Origin of the sequence: Leptospira bourretii (assembly GCF_004770145.1) — a bacterium.
GTDB lineage: Bacteria > Spirochaetota > Leptospiria > Leptospirales > Leptospiraceae > Leptospira_A > Leptospira_A bourretii.
The window spans coordinates 38,307-55,655 of record NZ_RQFW01000010.1; the positions used below are offsets into that span (position 1 = coordinate 38,307).

The window sequence follows — 17,349 nt, forward strand, 5'->3', positions numbered from 1 at the left end:
TTTATGTTTTGCTTATGGCTTGGATTGCAGAGGCAACGGCAGAATCCATACTTCCTGTATGAAAAGCCAAATGTTCTCCGGCAAAATACACACGTTCAAAAGGTTCGGCCCAAACATCTTTAATTCCGAAACTTCCAGGAGGAAACAAAGATACAAATCCTGGGCGTCCTGTTGTTTTTTGAAAACTATGGAAAATAAATGGAGATTCAAGAATTAACTCTAAGTTCTCAATTTCTTCCAATGAGGAAGTCATCAGATTCTTTTTTTGGCGATCACTCCCTTTTTCAAATAAAGCGGCTCTGTCTCCCGTTGAAATTGAAGTAACGGCCGTTACGTTGGTTCCGATAGCAGCTTCCGATACATACAAAGTTTCGGCAGCTGTATTTGTGGATAAAAAGAGTTTTGATAATGATTCTTTGGATTTAACCAAACTCAAGTTTTTGGAAATTTTCCCAGTTTGCATTCTCAATGCAGAGTAAATTAAATCTTTTGGTAGTCCAGGGGTCCATTTGATATCTAGTACTGCAGCAGCCGGTAAAGCACAGATGACTAAACTTCCTTTTACGGATCTACCAGAAGACAATTCTACTGTGACTTGATTTTTTTGTTGTGAGACTTTGGTTACAGTTTCTCCTAAAATCAATTCCTGATTTCGTAATGAGTTTGTAAGTTCTTTGATGATACGTTCGGCACCACCTCTCACTTGGAACTTTGGCTTGAGCGCTGATTGTAAAGCAGAAAGATCATCTAGCACGGATTCGCTGGAAATTTGATTGAGATCTGCACCTAGGATCACTCGGTAAAGATCATTCATCGAACGAATTTCCTCTTCCGTTAATCCTTGGTACCTAGCATAAGAAGAAAAATTAATTTTGTCTAATCCTTGTTTTTGTGTAGTTCCCAAAGATTTATGCAGATCGATGACTTTGTCTAAAGTTTCTATAGATACAGAAGAAATTTTTAAGAAATCCGCATTTGTTTTTTGGAATGAAAATCGATCAGTTATACTCGCCGGAATCAAATCTAAGTTCAGTTGTTTTACCAAACTTTTAATGTCTGTTTGGCCTTCACCTATCCACTCACCACCTAAATCTTGTAAGATTCCTAATTCTGGGTTTTCATAAGTGGCAATCCTTCCACCCAATTTTTCTCCTCTTTCAATGACGGTTACATCATAGCCGGTTTGTTTTAAGAGGTAAGCCGCATAGAGACCCGAGAGTCCTCCGCCAAGAACAATGGCTTTTTTTCCACCGCTAGACTTTGGTTTGGTTTCGGCCGTTGTGATCGTTGTGGTTTGTCCGAATGATTTTTTAGGAAGTAGGAGACCTGCCCCTAAAGTGACAGCGCTCATCTTTTGTAGGAAACTTTTTCGATTCATAGAACTTTCCCCTATTTTAACATTGGAAACAAAAAAGGCTAGAAAAATTAGAAAAATACAATCTACTAGCTCTGTCTTTTTAAGCGAATTGGGAGATTGTAACCTTTGTCTTTCCAGAATATAAAAATTTTTTCCTTAAGTCTTCTGGTGTTTTTGCCTGGAATTTTGTTATCGGAACCTGCGGTTTTACTTTCGCAGGAAATTACCGGCAAATCCATCTGGTCGGATGTTCTTGTTTTGGAAGACAAAGACCAATCTATTTCGGAAGAAACCATAACCAATGGATCCTTGGATTCCAAATTTCAAAAAATAAGTTCCCCCAATTTAGGTTTTTCGAAATCGACTTTTTGGATTCGAGTTTTGGTAACAAACCCAACCGAAGATACAATCCGTTGGAATTTAGTATTTGATTTCCCACTTCTGGATGAAATTCAAATTTTTGGAAATGAGTTTCCTAAGTCGTTTGTTCGAACCTTAGGGGATATACATCCTTTTTCGGAAAGGAATTTGGATTATCGAAATCCTGTTTTTCCCCTGGAAACTAAATCAGGAGTATCTTCTGTTTATTATTTAAAAATTTCTTCTGAATCGACTATTCCATTAACAATGAGTATATGGACGGAACGTGAGTTTTATGATCAATTAAACAAAGAACAATGGATCTTCGGATTGTTTTACGGAATCTTATTTGTGATGATTGCGTATAACTTTTTTATTTATATTTTCACTTATGAAAAAAGTTATCTTTTTTATATGTTTTTTGTAAGTTCTATTTTTTTCTTTCATTTTATTAATAATGGATTTGCTTTTCAATACCTATGGCCTAATTGGATTTATTGGGCTAATTATTCTCTTCCTTTTTTTATTTGTGTTTCTTGTATCACAGGGCTTATCTTTTCAGATAATTATTTAAATTTAAAAAAACACCTTCCTAAAATTTCCAAATTGATGTGGGTTTGGGCAGGGATTCTTTTTTTGTTTTCAGGTTTTACATTTTTTTTGAGTTACCGAATTGCGATGGTTACTGCCATTCTACTCACCGTACCAACTGCTCTTGTAATGGTTTTTAGCGGAACATCTACTTACCTATCCAATGTAAGGGCTGCTCGTTATTTTTTGATATCATGGTCGTTTTTTCTTTTGGGTGTCCTTTTGTATTCTTTAAAGAGTTTGGGATTTTTGCCAGACAATCAGATCACAAGATGGACCATTCAAATTGGAACAGCTTTACAAACCATTCTATTATCACTTGGACTTGCCGATCGAATCAATTTTTTAACAAGAAGTCTCAGGGATCATATTAGAGATCTTTCGCATGCAAAGTTAAAAATTGAAGAATCTGAAAAACGATTTCGTGAAATTTTCCAAGGTTCGGATGAAGTTATCATCATGATGAATGAAAACTTCGAGGTGATCAATGCAAACAGAGCATTATCAAAACATATGGGTTTTCGATTGGATGACTTACGTGGCAAAAAGATTACAGACTTAGTTTATACTGGCAAAGACCAAAAGTCTGATTACAACGTAATGTATGTCACCGATAAATTAACTGATTTAAAAATGACAGGTTCAATTATTAATTTTAAAACAGAGTTTGATCAAAAATATGTAAAGGAACCAAAGGAAATGTACTGTCGATTACAATACATAAACTTCGACGAAACCAGAGAAGTATTGGCGACCATGTCATCTCAATTTGAGGATACTATCATCCAACTCATTGATTCGGAAAAAATTGAACTTTCCATGAACAATTATCTGCGTAATGCGGAGATTGTATCTCAAAAGATCACTTCTCAACTAGCTAAGTATCTCACTGCTGTGGAACAAACGGAAGTGAGATCATCGGTTCGCGAAATCATCATCAATGCTGTGGAACATGGAAATTTAAATATTAGTTTTGATGAAAAATCCAAAGCTCTTATGGAAGGAAATTACTTGGAGTTTTTACAAAAAAGACAAGAAGACCCAAGGTATCGCCAAAAACGAATTAAAATCGAATATTCTTTTAATAGAGAATTTGTTGCCTATCGAATCACAGACGAAGGTCGTGGTTTTGATCATAAAAAACATATGGAAAAATCATTAGAAGAAATGAACGAAGCACATGTGCAACATGGACGTGGAATCCTAATGACAAAATCTGTTTTTGATCGGATTGAATATAACGATCGGGGAAACCAAGTCAGTTTGATTAAGTATTTGAATAAAGATTAGTTTCGGACCCAATCCAAAACCCACCACTCATTCCATTCTTTGGAGTAGAGGAGTTTACCTGGAAGATGGCTTTGTAATAAACTCAAAAACTGATCTTTTTTTTCAGTGATGATACCTGAAAAAATAATCCTAGGTGCTTCAATCTTTGCCAGATGACGGATATTTTGTGAAAGAACAGCAAAAGTAATGTTCGCAATGGCTAAATCATATTTGGTATTGGATAATTTTGGATTGTCAATCCCTGATTCTTCCACACTGAATTGAAATCCTTTTGGGTATTCATTTTCTGTCCAGTTAGACCATGCTGCTTTGACAGCATTGGGATCAATGTCCAAGGCAAAAATTTTGGAAACTCCGAATTTCGCAAGGCCTATGGATAAAATTCCAGAACCGGTTCCCACATCACATGCGGATTGAAATTGAAATTCACCTTTGTCGTACAATTCATCTAAATACTCTAATATGAGTTTGGTGGTCTCGTGGTGGCCTGTTCCAAATGCAACACCAGGGTTGATGAAGAGTGGAATCCCACCACTTGGTTTCCAAAGTTTTACAGTCTCTGGTTCGTTTTTTTCCCAAGTGGGAATCACCCAAAGTTTTTTTCCAATAGAGAATGGTTTATAGTATTCTTTATAGGCTTCTTCGTAATCACGAGTTTCGATGTTTCGTGATTCTGCATTTGAATTGTCTGGTGCGTTGATTTTTAAAAAGATAAGAATCTTTAATTCCTTATCAATTTCATCAGTTTGCAAATAAATCCGAATGTTGGTATTGTCTCGGATCAGGCCCTGGTCTTTTTCCTTGGGAGCCTCTCCATCAAATAAAATTTCGTAATAACCAGCGCATTGTAATGTATCCAACAGTTCATAAAAACTGTCAGATAATTCTTTGGGTAGATTGACTTTGAGTTCTCTGTATTCCAATCTTAACCTATTTCGTCCGTATAATCCATCACAAGATACATGAGAGTTTCTTGGTCTGTTGGATTGGAATACTCATGCGAAACATCGGCTTTAAAAAATACAGAATCTTTTGGTTCTAGTTCCACAACTTTTTCGCCAACGCGTAACCGCAGTTTGCCGGAAACAACAACCAAGTTTTCAGTAGTTCCTGTTTTATGTGGTTCGGCAACTTCATGCCCGCCAGGTTTTAAAATGAGTTCATAAAATTCTGTTTTGCGATTTCCAAGAAATGGGAAAAGCGCACGGCTAGCAAAGACTTTGGAATTGGAATATAAAACTTTGGAATTTTCCGCTTTGAGGATATGGATTCCGTCTTGGTTTTTTTCTTTGAGGAGTTCAGAAAAAGGAACATTGAGTCCGTTTGCAATTTTCCATAACACAGAAATCGTAGGAACCGATTTCCCTTGTTCGATCTGCGATAACATCGCACGGCTCACTCCACAACGATTTGCGAGTTTATCCAAAGAAAAACCTTTTGTATGGCGGATGAGTTTCAGGTTTTCTTTGACGACATCTGTTATATAATCGCCAGACTCTGAAATCAATTGGTCTATTCCGTCACTCGGTTGCTCTACTTTACTTACCATTGTCCAAGCGTCCAATATAACAGAGGTACTGTCAAGAAACTAACGTTTGATCCTTTCTTTTTTCTCTTCCACCACAAAGACCGGGGGGAGCTTCAGACCTTGCGGAAATTTTTTGTGAATTTCTTTGGCTGTTCCGCGAAAACTGGTTTCGTTGGCCATGGAGATTCCGAGGGCAAGGAATATTTGCCGGTCCCCAGGTAGGATCTTTGCCAAGGTTTCCAGGCAATGTTTGGCCCGGTAAGGTGTTTCATAAAAGGCAATGGTGATCCCAAGCCCCAAATATTGTTTTAAGGTTCGTTCTCTTTCTTTTTCCTCCCTTGGCAAAAAACCCAAAAAGAGAAAGGGGGAGGTGGCAAACCCAGAACTGGTCAGGGCAGCGACGAGGGCAGTTGGTCCGGGAGCCGAACGAACTTCTACACCCATCTCCCAAGCCAGAGGGACAAGCCATTTGCCTGGATCTTCGAGTCCGGGGCTTCCCGAATCAGAGATCATACAGGTCCTTTTGGTGGTCGCAAGTTTCATTGCGATCTCATCCATCTCTTGCCTGGAGGTATGTTCGTTCACTAGATCAAAGGGTTTGGATACTCCCAACTTCTTTAAAAATGTGGAAGTGGTCCTTTGTTCTTCCCCAATGATCCAGTCAGCTTCCTCTAACAAGGTTTTGGTGCGGGGAGGAAGGTCCTCATCATTTCCTATCGAATTAGATACTAAATAAAGTCGGTTCATGTCAGCACTGGAGGAAAGGTAAAATAAGGTTGGACGTAAATTCCTTGGGCCGCACAAGCTTTGGCAAACTCTGGGTTGTCACGATTGATGCCCACGGCCATTTGTTTGGCACGGCAAAGCATAGGATAGTCGTTAAAGGAATCCCCAAAAGCTAAGTCGGGATACACACCAATTCTTTCTTCTATGGCTTTTACTTTTCCCTCTCCATATGTATAAGGTTCAATGAGTTTGTGAGAAAATTTTCCATTTTCACCTAATTCTTGTCTCATGCCAATGACTTTGGATTCTTCTACGGGGAAGAGGTGGGCGATGGCAGCAATTCCGGGTTCAGGAGATGCGGTCACAATGTACACGGTCCAATTGTGGTGGTTTAAATAAGCTATCAGGTCTTTCATTTCCACTTGGGGAAACACACCGGAATCTTTGTCGTAGTGATTGACTCTTTCCCAGGCACGTCTAGACACTTCGTAGTATTCTGTTTTATCCATTCCTTGGAAAATAAAACTAGTCCAGCGGTATCCTCTTTCGATTCCGTATTCTTTTAATTGGTAGGTGTATTCTTCCCAAACCAATCGTTCCTTTTCTGGATGACTCAGTTTTGTATGGTCACGCCAAAGTTCTTTATCTCGAAAAAATTCTGATAAATCTTTTGGTACAAATGTAAGTCCACCATGGAGGAGTTCATCCATGATCTTTTCACCGAAATCGTTGCGAATGAGTGTGTTATCGAAATCAAAACAGGCAATGCCTGGTGTTTGGGGTATGATGGTTGTCAGACGGTCGAAAATTTCGTCCGTCCAACTGTTCTTTGTCAGGTTAGTCACTAATACTTAGTCTGCAAATCCAACGATGCTTGTGGCAACTCCTTCTTCATAGGGAGTGAGAAAGTTTTCAGGATTGAGATACACATTGTGAAATCTAACTTCAAAGTGAACATGCGGACCGGTGGACTTTCCTGTATTTCCAGAAAAAGCAATGATCTGTCCTTTGCGAACCACATCTCCAGGTTTTACGAGTAACTCTTGGTTATGGCCATAGACCGTATGGAAATGGTTCATGTCATGGTGGTAAATTTTGACTGCCAGACCATAATCACCACTACGACCAGCCTCTTCTACAACACCATCGGCGGCAGCAAGGACTACGGAATTTTTCGGAATGGCGATGTCGAGGCCAGTGTGCCAAGTGTTCCAGCGTCTTCCAATCCGGGAAGAAATTCGGGATTTGTGATTGGGGAGAACTGGCCAAATGAATTGGTCGATGGGAGATTCGACAGTTTCCCGGAAGAGTTCTTTTTCTTGGAGTCCCCGCATGTATTCTGCGGAATAAGGAAAGAAAATGGATCGTTTCAATCGGCTGAGGTCTGATTCCTTTAGGTTGTTGATCTCCATTACCTCTTGGGCCAGGATCCCAAACTCGGAAGCCTTTTCGAGAAGGCTCTTTTTCTCGGCATTTAGGTCTACCCAAAGGCCCCACTGCTCATTATAACGTTGGAAGACATGGTTGTCCAAAAAAACAGGACCATTTTTTTGCTTCTGGTAGGCCGCATAGGCGGAGTAGGTCACTACAAACAGGATTAGGACTAGAATGATATAGTAACTTCGGTTTCGCTTCATCTCATTTCGCCTCAAAAACTCTGGTGCAATGCCAAATTCTCACGGGGCCCCGTCCGGTCAAGGGGAACGGTCGGGGGAATCCGCCCTATTCATGGCATTTATGTGACATAACACTGAGAGTGGTTTTCAGGTCATCTGTTTTTCAGAGGGAAAAAAGATTAGAGAGCGGTGTTCAGAGAGCTTTCGTTCCCAATCCCGCCAGAAAGAGTCTGGTAGGATTGGATACTGTTCGTTCCTGTTTTAGAAAATGGACCTAAGCTGCCTGGGCTTTTTGTCCACTTGTGCGATAGAGATAAATTCCTGCGGCAAGAAGGCAGACAATCCCAACGGCATAGTAAGCCCAACCCACCCCAAAGTAACCAAGGACGAGAAATCCAAAAAGAAGCCTTGTGATTTCCATGGCCCCAGCCCAAGATTTCCCTTCAATCAGGGCATTGATGGAAAGTAAGGAAAGAGTTACCCAAACAGTCACAAGGATTTGTGAGATGAGGGAGAACTTAGCGACAAACAAAAGAAAAGCAAAGGACAAAAGGAGGACGAGAACAAACCAAGTGGTTGTGTACGTTCTCACTTCCGATTGGGGTTTCGGATCATATTTATGGAAGGTTTCAGGGCGAACCTCAGGGATGGGTAAAAATCCTGCTGGTTTTGTTCCTTCCCTTGGGTACCAACCTGGTGGTTTGAAAAACACCTTAATTTTATCTAAGAAATAAGGGGCACTGGCCGCTTGTTTGATCAGTTCCCAGTAATAATGGATATTGGCATAAACCGGATTGAAACTCCGAAGCGGTTTCACAGTTCCATACACACAAGGTTCTGTTTCTTCCTGGAAAGTTCCAAACATCCGATCAAAGATAATAAAGATCCCACCATGGTTTTTATCAATGTAGATTGGGTTGATGGCATGGTGCACCCTGTGGTGAGAAGGAGTGGAGAGTAGGAATTCGCCAACCTTTCCAATTTTATCCACAGCTTTTGTATGCACCCAGAATTGGTAGATAAGATTGATTTGTCCGCTGGCAAGATACATCCAAGGGTGAAATCCAATGAGTGCCAAAGGAACATAGAAAATCCAAGAGACAATTCCACCGAGTCCCGTTTGGCGAAGGGCGACAACTAAATTGTATTCTTCGCTGTGGTGGTGGATGACATGTCCTGCCCAAAGGATATTGACTTCATGGGCCAAACGGTGGGACCAGTAGTAACAAAAGTCTTGGCCGACAATACAGAGGATCCAGGCCCAGGGGTTTGTCATGGCAAATTCAAAAAAACGGAAGTGTTCGTAGATATAAAAATAAGCAAAGAGTCCAATCCCTTTCTGGAAAAGGCCCCAGATTTGGGAGATGATCCCTGTGCTTAAGTCGGCAATAGAATCGTTTAGCCGGTAGAGGGCTTTGTTTTTGCGGTATCCAATGTAGACTTCAATTCCAATGAGAAGGAAGAATACGGGGATGGCATAGGTAACGATGGGCGGAGGTGTGAAATTCTCGAACATGGCGGTGATGATTTTGCCATCATTTTGACAAATGGTCAAGCAAATGTTGACCCAAAGTCAGAAATTGTTCTCGGTTCAATTCTTCTGGCCTTGCGGTGGGTGGAATTTCTGCCGACTGGATGGCCTTTCCCAAAGCCTCTCGAAAGACGGGATCTTCTGAAAAAGGGGATTCCCGGAGGCTCACCTGAATTTGTTTTCGTTTCCCCCAAAAGAGAGTGCGTAACATCTGTGACCAGAGTTCTACTTCTCGTTCCGAACTCAGTCGCCACCCATTGGGTTTGGTTTGGACTTTGGGTTTGAGAAGGATCAGGGCAGAATGGATTTTGGGAATGGGAAAAAAACAATTTTTGTGAACTGTCTTTAGATACTTCACATCACAAAAAGCAGAAAGGAAAACAGATAAGGACGATGTTTCTTTGACAAGGCGTTCGGCAAATTCCTTTTGCACCATAAAAATTCCCCCTTGGAAATTTCGACAGTGGATGACTAGAGTATTGATGATTTCTGTTGTTAGGTGGTAAGGTAAATTTCCAAATACAAAAACCTCTTCTTGGTAGATATGGAAAAGATTTTTTAACGCATCTCCCTCAAATAACAAAGCTTTTGGAAACTTCGGTAAAATTTCATCCTTAGCCAATTGGATGTAGGCATGATCAATTTCGAATAGATAGGTTTTTTTGTCCAAACAGAGAACAGGATAAGTGAGAGTCCCGAGACCAATTCCAATTTCTGCTAAGGACATATTTTCAGTTAACAAAGATTTGGCGGATTTGACAATAAAATCGACTATGTTCTGGTCAATGAGGAAGTTTTGCCCAAATTTCTTTTGGGCGCGAATTCCTTTGGACTCAAAAAAGGTCTGGATGTTGGAGATAGTCGCGTAAGGGGATTTCAAAAGTATCCTCAACGAGTATCATTTTCCAGGCAGTTGAAATCCCAAGTAGTTTTTGGTATTGGATCCATTCTTTGGCTTCCTTTTTTTTCCATGGAGGAAAGTCTAAAAGCAGAACTCCTTTCCATTTTGGGGTAATTTTGGATTGGTCCGCTTCTTTCGTTTGTTTTAAAAACTGTTCAACACCCTTTGGATTTCCATCAAAACGAATGATGGAAAAAATTGGATTCATCTCCGCTCCCAGGATCTTTTGGTTTTTTAGTTGGATGGGAAGTGAAAATTTACTGATCCAATTTCCTGAATGGGTGGTTCCGTGCCAGTAAACATCTGTTATTTTGTGTTTTTTGATTTGAGAAAGTACACCAGGCAAACAAGACTCTGATTCAAAGGAAATTGAATTTGGTGGTGGAAATCCAGGCAAGGGTTCAGCCATTTTTTTAGAATAACAAGTTCCAAACAAATACAAGTGGTCACCGAATCGAATGGAAAGATTTCCCTTTCCAAGTTTTGTGATGAATTTTGGGAGCAGGGTTTGTGTTGAAAAAAAATAAGAAAATCCCAAAAACAAACTGGGGAGAAGATAAAAACAAAATCTAAAAAGGGGTAGGTTTAAAAATCGAATTTTGTGATAAAAAGGAATACAAAAAATAAGTAAGACGGAAACGATACAAAGTTCTTTGGGAACGTTCATCCAAGTTTTATATCCCCGACCCAAATCTGAAAACCAATGGAATAGTTTCAAAAAAATAGAAAGTTCAAATGAAGCAGGAATCCAAATCCAAGACGTAAGTGGTTCTAATAAAAAACTGGGAACAAGGCTTTGTAAAAATAAAGTTATATAAAGTGTTGGCAAAAGAATTCCCGCCATAGGGACCAATAGAAAATTGATTCCTATCCCACCAAAGGAAAATGAACGAAAGTAATAGACAAGGATGGGAAAACTACAAAGGGAACATGCAATTGTTAGATGAAGATTTTCTTTAAGAAAGGATTTTGAATCAGGGAAAATAAGTTTATCTAGATTTGGTTTAAGAAAAAAAATTCCAAAGACCGCTCCAAAGGATAACAAAAATCCAATGCTAAGGAAATCGTAAAATAGAAAAAATGCAATACAAGCAGAGGAGAAAAGAAGTAAATCCGAAGGTCCAATTTTTCGATAAAACAAGGAAGCCGTGAGCGTTAGAAAAACAAATAAATATGCTCGTAAAAAAGAAACTGGAAAATCAAGCGCCGCCAAATACAAAAATCCAAGACTTAAAGATAGGAATAAAGAAATCCATTTCCGTTTTGAAAAACAGAGATTTCCCAAATACTGTAGGGAACCAATAAAAATACCCAAATGAAGACCTGAAGCAGCAAACAAGTGTAAGATACCTGACTCTTTTGCAAGGTCTTTAAAATCTCCAGGTATTTCCTTTGTAGAACCTGTCACAAAACCCATAACAATCCGTGATTCAAACTTACTGAGTGGAGAGTGTTTGATCTGCGTTTCTAAGTAGGAACGAAAGAGGGGATTGGTAGTTCTTTTGTGGGCCTGTCCTTGAACATCAGCCAGAAACAAAAAAAGAAAGGAGGCAAAGAAACAAAGGTAAATTCTTTTGTCAATATTGTGAGAGGTAAATCTCGGAAGGACTGAATAAACAAGGAAGAGGGAGAAAATTGTAATTACAAGTAGAGAATGAAATCCGGGAGTTTTTGCACCCAATTTCATTAGGAAGGCAGTTCCGCAGATCCCCAAAGAGAACCAACCAAAATCGGCTCTGGGGAGAAGGTAATTCTCCGGCTTCATATCCGAAGGGGTAAAAAAAAACTATTTTGGTTCTATTGGAACTAAAAAGGGTAGATGCCGAGAGTTTTACGAACGTCAGTTAATTTTTTCTCTGCCACGGTTTGTGCTTTTTCTTTTCCTTCTTTTAGGACTTGGTGCACATAATCTAAGTTTTGTGCCAGTTCTTCCCGTTTGGTTCGGTAAGGTGCAAAGTGAGATAAAATCGAATCGAGTAGATCTTTTTTGAGATCCCCATAACCCGATCCACCACGTTTGTATTTTTCAATTTGTGATTCTTTCTCTGAAGGGGAAAGAAAAAGAGAATGGATTTGAAAGATCACAGAAGTTTCTGGATCCTTTGGTTCCTCAACCGCCTTCGAATCACTCACAATCGACATTACTTTCTTTTTGATTTCTTTTTCTGTTCCGAAGAAGTCGATCGTGTTTTTGTAAGACTTTGACATCTTGGCCCCATCTACTCCAGGAACAGTTGCCGTATTTTCATCAATATCCGGTTCAGGAATGGTAAGAACGGAACCAAATTGTGTATTGAATCTTTCAGCAATATCACGTGCAAATTCCAAATGTTGTTTTTGGTCTTTGCCAACCGGAACTTTTTCTGCAGAAAAAAGTAAGATGTCACTTGCCATTAGTACTGGATAAGTAAAGAGTCCGGCGCCCGGAACAAATCCTTTTGCCACTTTGTCTTTAAAAGAATGAGCCAATTGCAATTGAGAAACGGTAATGGATTGAGATAAATACCAAGTGAGTTCTGTGACTTCGGGAACATCACTTTGAACCCAAAAAACAGTTTTTTTCGGATCAACACCAAGCGCTAGTAAGTCGATCGCACATTCCAGAGTGAAAGTTTTTAATTCTTCTTTGGATCGGAATGTTGTGAGTGCATGTAAGTTTGCGATAAAAAGAAATAATTCTTCTTTGGATTGGTAGTCTAAGATTTTTTTAATCGCAGAAAAGTAATTACCTAAATGAAGTTTTCCAGATGGTTGTAATCCAGTAAGGACTCTCATGATTCTCCTTCCAAATCAGAAACATTCATCGAATCGGAATCAGCTTGGTTTTCGGAAGACTCTGAATTCCCTGAGTTTCCGGCTTCTTTGTGGAAAGTGGAATAGGTGAGTCTTTCATATTCTTTATTTAATTTGATCAGTTCTTGTTCGATTTTTCGGTGCGCTGTGAGTTTGGAAGTGGTTGCTGGATCTTTGAAGATGACTGCATAGTTATACAGATATTTGGTGAATTGGATGAATACATCTTCCACCTTCAGTCCGTTAATTCTTTCTTTTGCCACGACCATTTTGTCAAAATGCGGAATAAATCTTTGTGCAATTTTAACTTCTTCGATGACCTTATCTTTTGTAGATACGATTTTATCGTTCACTTTTCCTTTGGACTCAGTGACTTTTGCCATCAAATGGTTTTCTACGATGATATTGAGTTTACCTGCAAAACTTCCAAAGAATTCTGAAGCTTCTTGTAAAGCTTGTACGATTGTTCCAGCAATTTGATCGTTTGCAGCATTCCCCGTGCTATAATCCATTCCGTATTGTTGGAAACTATATTGAAAACTTGGGAATTTTTTGTTGAAGTTGTCAATGGTTCGAACGAGTGAATTGAGTTGGTCAATTTCGTTTCTAAAAAGTCCCGGTTGTATGAGAAGGAGTTCTTGGTTTTGGTTTTTGTCGCCAAGGCGAACATACCCTTCGATTAAGTTAATGTAAACGGTTTGTAAGTCACGTAACAAAAGGTAAACGAGTCTATGTGGTTGCGATTTGTAACTGTTTTTGACTGTTTGGCTTTTGGCCGATTCAGGCATATGGTGGGCCATAAAATCGTCCACAACCACATTTAAAAAATCAAAACTGATTTTTCCTTTATCATCTATAGAAAAATAACGAGAACGTAAATTCGTTAGTTCTTCTTTTTTGAAAGTTCTTGTGTTGATATCGTCAGAAATTTTAGCAACTGTGATCTCCACTTCTTTTTGGATTTCTCTGGCTGCTTGGAATTTATGTTCTTGGATTGCAGGGACACGTAAGTCAGCAACAATCTCCGGCCAAGTGAACATTTTCTTTTTTGCTACAATATAAAATGCAGTGATCGCATCGGATAACTTCGGTTTGGTGTTTTCTAAGTTGATCGCATAATTCACACCTTCCATGATTTTACTGAGTTTTGGTGTGAGTTTATCATCCATTTTTACAATATCTGGAAGATTGGATAAAATAATATCGTTAGCATCACTTCTTTGCAAAAAACGAACATAGAACATCTGCATTTTAAGAGAACGCTCTAAAAATATATCAGCGGAAATTTTATCTAAAATCAATGCATCTAATGAGGCAAAGGCATTATAGAATTTATTAAAGTTATTGATGATATTGTAAACTAGAGGAGTCCAAATCCTCCAACCTTGTTGTTCAGAAACGCGAAGTGCTTGGATAGTTGGAATCAGAACATCTTCTTTCATGCCTCTGAATAGTTTTTCTACATTATTGGAAATGGTTGGGTTTCTACCAAAAAGTCCAATGTCGATGGTTCCTGTATCTTTTCCAAATTTGCTGATGGAATTGTTTACACTGCCGGCACCACCACCAAACAAACCTGCAAGAAGACCACCACCTTGTCTTTGTTCGATGACTCGTTTTTTTGCTGGATTTTGTTTTTGTTTGGCACTGTCGATGGTTACTAAATCGCTAGAACGTTTTGGTTTAGGTTCGGGCGTACTAGTGCGAGAAACGACTTCTCTTCTCGGTTGTTCTCTTTCGGGGAGACCACGGTCACGACCATCTTCTTTTTTTGGTTTGTTTTTACTTTCATAGTCCTCATCCACTTTGCGAATGAGATCAATCCGAATGAAAACATCATTGGATTTTAAAATGGCTTCATCAATGAGTTGTTGGTGTTCTGGCGTACGTGTTTTACGATATAAATCGGCAAAAACGCGGTGTGCTTCTGTACGGGAGACCGGAGTCACAATTACTCCTTTTGGTTGAGAGGGTTCTCAACAATTTGTGAGCTTGTGGGTGGTTGAAAGTTGAATAGTCCCGTTCCAAGACCAATGTTAGTCGCAATGCCAGAGAAAGCTACTTCGGTGATTTCTTCGTCGGAACGTTTCATTTTGAGTACACGAGGGAGGTCGTTATCAGACACAACCAGGATAATTTCATTATACCTTTTGGTATTGGAAGTTAGACGAAAAGTTCTTCCACTAACTGACACATTTTCATAACCGGAAAGAAGTCCACCAAGGCCACCCGAAACACCTTTCAGGTCTTGTTTGCCTGCGATCGATGAATCTGGATTATAAAACCATAAAATTCGCCCATTGGAAGAAATGATCCTTCCATCACTAAATCTGACATGGAGTTGGTTTGGGCTTTTGTAGGAAACGACACCAGTGAGGCCACCATTGACAGTGACAGAGGCGCGAAAACTTTCTAGGGAATTCATTTTGCCGATGACGGCATTCAAACGATCCCTTCCATCCTCTGCCCAAAGGATTCCCGTTTGGACAGAGAAAAGGAGAACAATCGAAAATTTGGGAAGGAAATTCCTCAAAGTTTGATGGTTCGTATTGGGATTAACCCAATACTTTTTTGAACTCAGAAGTAAGTGCAGGCACTACTTCGAAAAGGTCAGCAACAACACCGTAAGTTGCTACTTTGAAAATAGGAGCATCTCCATCTTTGTTGATGGCAACGATGTATTTAGAAGATCCCATACCCGCTAAATGTTGGATGGCTCCGGAGATACCGCAAGCGATGTAACAGTTAGGGGAGACAGTTTTTCCTGTTTGTCCTACTTGGTGGGAGTGAGAAATCCATCCTGCATCGACAGTCGCACGGGAAGCACCAAGAGCTGCACCAAGAGTGTCAGCCAAGTCTTGGATGATTGGCCAGTTTTCTGGTCCTTTGATTCCGCGTCCGCCAGATACAATGATAGAAGCATCAGCAAGTTGCACTTTGTTTCCACCAGAAAGATCTTTAGAGATAGACTTAGTTCTTACTTCACCAGCTGCTGCACCAGATTTTTCTAATGCACCTGCTCCGTCTTTAGGAGTTACTTCTTGTGAGTTAGCACGTACTGTAAAGATTTGAATGTCAGAAGTGACTTTGAAATTTGCATACGCTTTTCCAGAGTAAATTGGTTTCTTAGCAACCACTTTACCACCGTCAACAGAAAGACCCACCGCATCCGCAACGATTCCAGCATTTGCTTTGATCGCTACTCTTGCAGAGTATTCTTTTCCTTGAGCCGAGTGTGGAATTAAAACCACTGCTGGTTTTTTCTCTTGGATGATTGCAAAAATTCCATTTGCATAACCTTCAGGAGAAAATTCACCAAGGTTTGCACCGATTACTGTATCAGCACCAACCGCTTTCAAATCACCTGCAAACGCATCAACGTTTTCAGTAATGACTACTGTATGAACTTTACCACCAATGGAGTCCGCAATTTTGCGAGCTGCAGAAGTGAGTTCTTTTGAGATTTTTTTAAGTTCGCCGTTTTTTAATTCACCAACTACTAAAACATCAGCCATGTTCGTCTCCTTAGATGACCTTCGCTTCTTCGCGAAGGGCTTTTACAAGTTGAGATGCAAAACCTGCTGCATCTGCTGCTTCCAGTTTTCGACCAGCGATACGTGGAGGAGGTGGTTCGAGAGATACAACTTCGAGTTTAGATCCAGTTGCGCCGAGTTCTTCCGGTTTTTTAACATCTACTGGTTTTTTCTTCGCAGACATGATTCCTTTCAAACTAGGGTATCTTGGTTCGTTCAAACCTTTTTGCGCAGTGACAGCTAAAGGAGCAGTTGTTTCTACTACTTCAGTTCCACCTTCGATTTCTCGAGTGGCAGTCACTTTGTTTCCGTCAAACTCAAGTTTGAGGGCCATAGCAACGTGAGGAACATTGAGTCTCTCTGCAATTTGAACCACAACTTGTGAACTATCAGTATCGATGGATTGACGACCACCAATCACTACATCTGCGTTTTCAGCTTTGATGAGGTTTGCAAGAAGTTCGGAAGTGTATGTAGAGTCAAAAGTTACGTAGTCATCCACTTTTACATGAACAGCTCTGTCTACACCCATTGCGTAGGCAGTACGAAGTGCTTCTACGGCACGGTCTGGGCCGAGGGACACTGCGATGACTTCTCCACCGCTTTTTTCACGAATTCTAATTCCCTCTTCGATAGCAAATTCATCATAAGGAGAGATGATCCATTTTACGCCAGCTTCGTTGATCGATTTGTCGCCGACTTTGATATTGGTTTCCGTGTCCGGAACCTGTTTTACTAGAACAACAATTTTCATTCCTTAACCCCGTTTTCGTGGATTACCTTAGACCAGAAAACGGGAGCGAAGTCATAAGGGAAGTAATTTATTCTCGGAAGAAACTGTATTTACTCCAATTGTAGGCCCAAATGATCCAGAGAATGACAACAAGGACGTTGGCATCACTCCTGAGGTAAAAGGAAAATCCTAGGGTGAGTGGAAACAGTAAGAAGAGAGAGAAGGCGATGAGAAGGACCAAATTCGGAGTGGATTTCCAGTCTTTTGTGGTCGCTTGGATTTGTTCCAGGATACTTTGTTCGGGATTTGGCACCAATTTTCGAAATCGGAAAGAGTAAAGAAGGACAAAAACCAAAAGTGCAAGCGAATGGATGCAAAGTAACCACATAA

16 protein-coding genes are annotated in these 17,349 nt (G+C 39.9%); 1 reads left to right on the top strand and 15 read right to left on the bottom strand.

The window, feature by feature from the left end; genetic code table 11:
• Position 1: 1 nt before the first annotated feature.
• Positions 2-1,378: a flavin monoamine oxidase family protein gene (locus EHQ47_RS05205; protein WP_135776708.1), complete on the bottom strand. Its 1,377-nt coding sequence runs from the start codon at positions 1,376-1,378 to the stop codon at positions 2-4.
• Between the two features lie 105 nt (positions 1,379-1,483).
• Here EHQ47_RS05205 and EHQ47_RS05210 point away from each other — a divergent pair, with 105 nt between their 5' ends.
• Entirely contained in the window at positions 1,484-3,598 is a 2,115-nt protein-coding gene (locus EHQ47_RS05210; protein ID WP_135750009.1) for a 7TM diverse intracellular signaling domain-containing protein, read from the top strand.
• Here the strand turns inward: EHQ47_RS05210 and EHQ47_RS05215 are convergent.
• The 14 genes from EHQ47_RS05215 to EHQ47_RS05280 form a co-directional block, all read right to left on the bottom strand.
• Entirely contained in the window at positions 3,595-4,521 is a 927-nt protein-coding gene (locus EHQ47_RS05215) for a 50S ribosomal protein L11 methyltransferase (protein ID WP_135692762.1), read from the bottom strand. The genes EHQ47_RS05210 and EHQ47_RS05215 overlap by 4 nt on opposite strands.
• Before the next feature lie 2 nt (positions 4,522-4,523).
• Positions 4,524-5,147, bottom strand: a complete 624-nt coding sequence (locus EHQ47_RS05220; protein WP_035983954.1) for a helix-turn-helix domain-containing protein — start codon at positions 5,145-5,147, stop codon at positions 4,524-4,526.
• A gap of 39 nt (positions 5,148-5,186) precedes the next feature.
• Positions 5,187-5,873 carry a 16S rRNA (cytidine(1402)-2'-O)-methyltransferase gene (gene rsmI / locus EHQ47_RS05225; RefSeq protein WP_135776709.1) on the bottom strand — a complete coding sequence of 229 codons (687 nt, stop codon included), beginning with the start codon at positions 5,871-5,873 and terminating at the stop codon, positions 5,187-5,189.
• On the bottom strand, positions 5,870-6,697 hold the full coding sequence (locus tag EHQ47_RS05230; RefSeq protein ID WP_135776710.1) for an HAD family hydrolase: 828 nt from the start codon (positions 6,695-6,697) through the stop codon (positions 5,870-5,872). Before EHQ47_RS05230 ends, rsmI begins: the two co-directional genes overlap by 4 nt.
• 6 nt (positions 6,698-6,703) lie before the next feature.
• Positions 6,704-7,489 (bottom strand): M23 family metallopeptidase, encoded by a 786-nt coding sequence (locus tag EHQ47_RS05235; protein WP_135692768.1) that lies wholly within the window; start codon positions 7,487-7,489, stop codon positions 6,704-6,706.
• Between the two features lie 253 nt (positions 7,490-7,742).
• Positions 7,743-8,984: a sterol desaturase family protein gene (locus tag EHQ47_RS05240; RefSeq protein WP_135748600.1), complete on the bottom strand. Its 1,242-nt coding sequence runs from the start codon at positions 8,982-8,984 to the stop codon at positions 7,743-7,745.
• A 19-nt stretch (positions 8,985-9,003) separates the two neighbouring features.
• A complete protein-coding gene (gene rsmA, locus EHQ47_RS05245) occupies positions 9,004-9,879 on the bottom strand; it encodes a 16S rRNA (adenine(1518)-N(6)/adenine(1519)-N(6))-dimethyltransferase RsmA (protein ID WP_135748601.1) in 876 nt (291 codons plus the stop codon).
• Complete coding sequence (locus tag EHQ47_RS05250) at positions 9,833-11,665, bottom strand: ComEC/Rec2 family competence protein (protein WP_135776711.1); 1,833 nt, start codon at positions 11,663-11,665, stop codon at positions 9,833-9,835. The genes rsmA and EHQ47_RS05250 overlap by 47 nt, the downstream gene beginning before the upstream one ends.
• Before the next feature lie 41 nt (positions 11,666-11,706).
• On the bottom strand, positions 11,707-12,675 hold the full coding sequence (gene trpS / locus EHQ47_RS05255) for a tryptophan--tRNA ligase (RefSeq protein ID WP_135748603.1): 969 nt from the start codon (positions 12,673-12,675) through the stop codon (positions 11,707-11,709).
• Entirely contained in the window at positions 12,672-14,642 is a 1,971-nt protein-coding gene (locus tag EHQ47_RS05260) for a hypothetical protein (protein WP_135748604.1), read from the bottom strand. Before EHQ47_RS05260 ends, trpS begins: the two co-directional genes overlap by 4 nt.
• Positions 14,643-14,644: 2 nt before the next feature.
• Complete coding sequence (locus tag EHQ47_RS05265) at positions 14,645-15,226, bottom strand: LolA family protein (protein ID WP_004788865.1); 582 nt, start codon at positions 15,224-15,226, stop codon at positions 14,645-14,647.
• A 22-nt stretch (positions 15,227-15,248) separates the two neighbouring features.
• Entirely contained in the window at positions 15,249-16,208 is a 960-nt protein-coding gene (locus EHQ47_RS05270; RefSeq protein ID WP_135776712.1) for an electron transfer flavoprotein subunit alpha/FixB family protein, read from the bottom strand.
• 10 nt (positions 16,209-16,218) lie between these two features.
• Positions 16,219-16,980, bottom strand: coding sequence for an electron transfer flavoprotein subunit beta/FixA family protein (locus tag EHQ47_RS05275; RefSeq protein WP_135600841.1), 762 nt, complete (start codon positions 16,978-16,980; stop codon positions 16,219-16,221).
• 67 nt (positions 16,981-17,047) lie between these two features.
• Positions 17,048-17,347, bottom strand: a complete 300-nt coding sequence (locus EHQ47_RS05280; RefSeq protein WP_135748605.1) for an LIC10362 family protein — start codon at positions 17,345-17,347, stop codon at positions 17,048-17,050.
• Positions 17,348-17,349 lie beyond the last annotated feature (2 nt).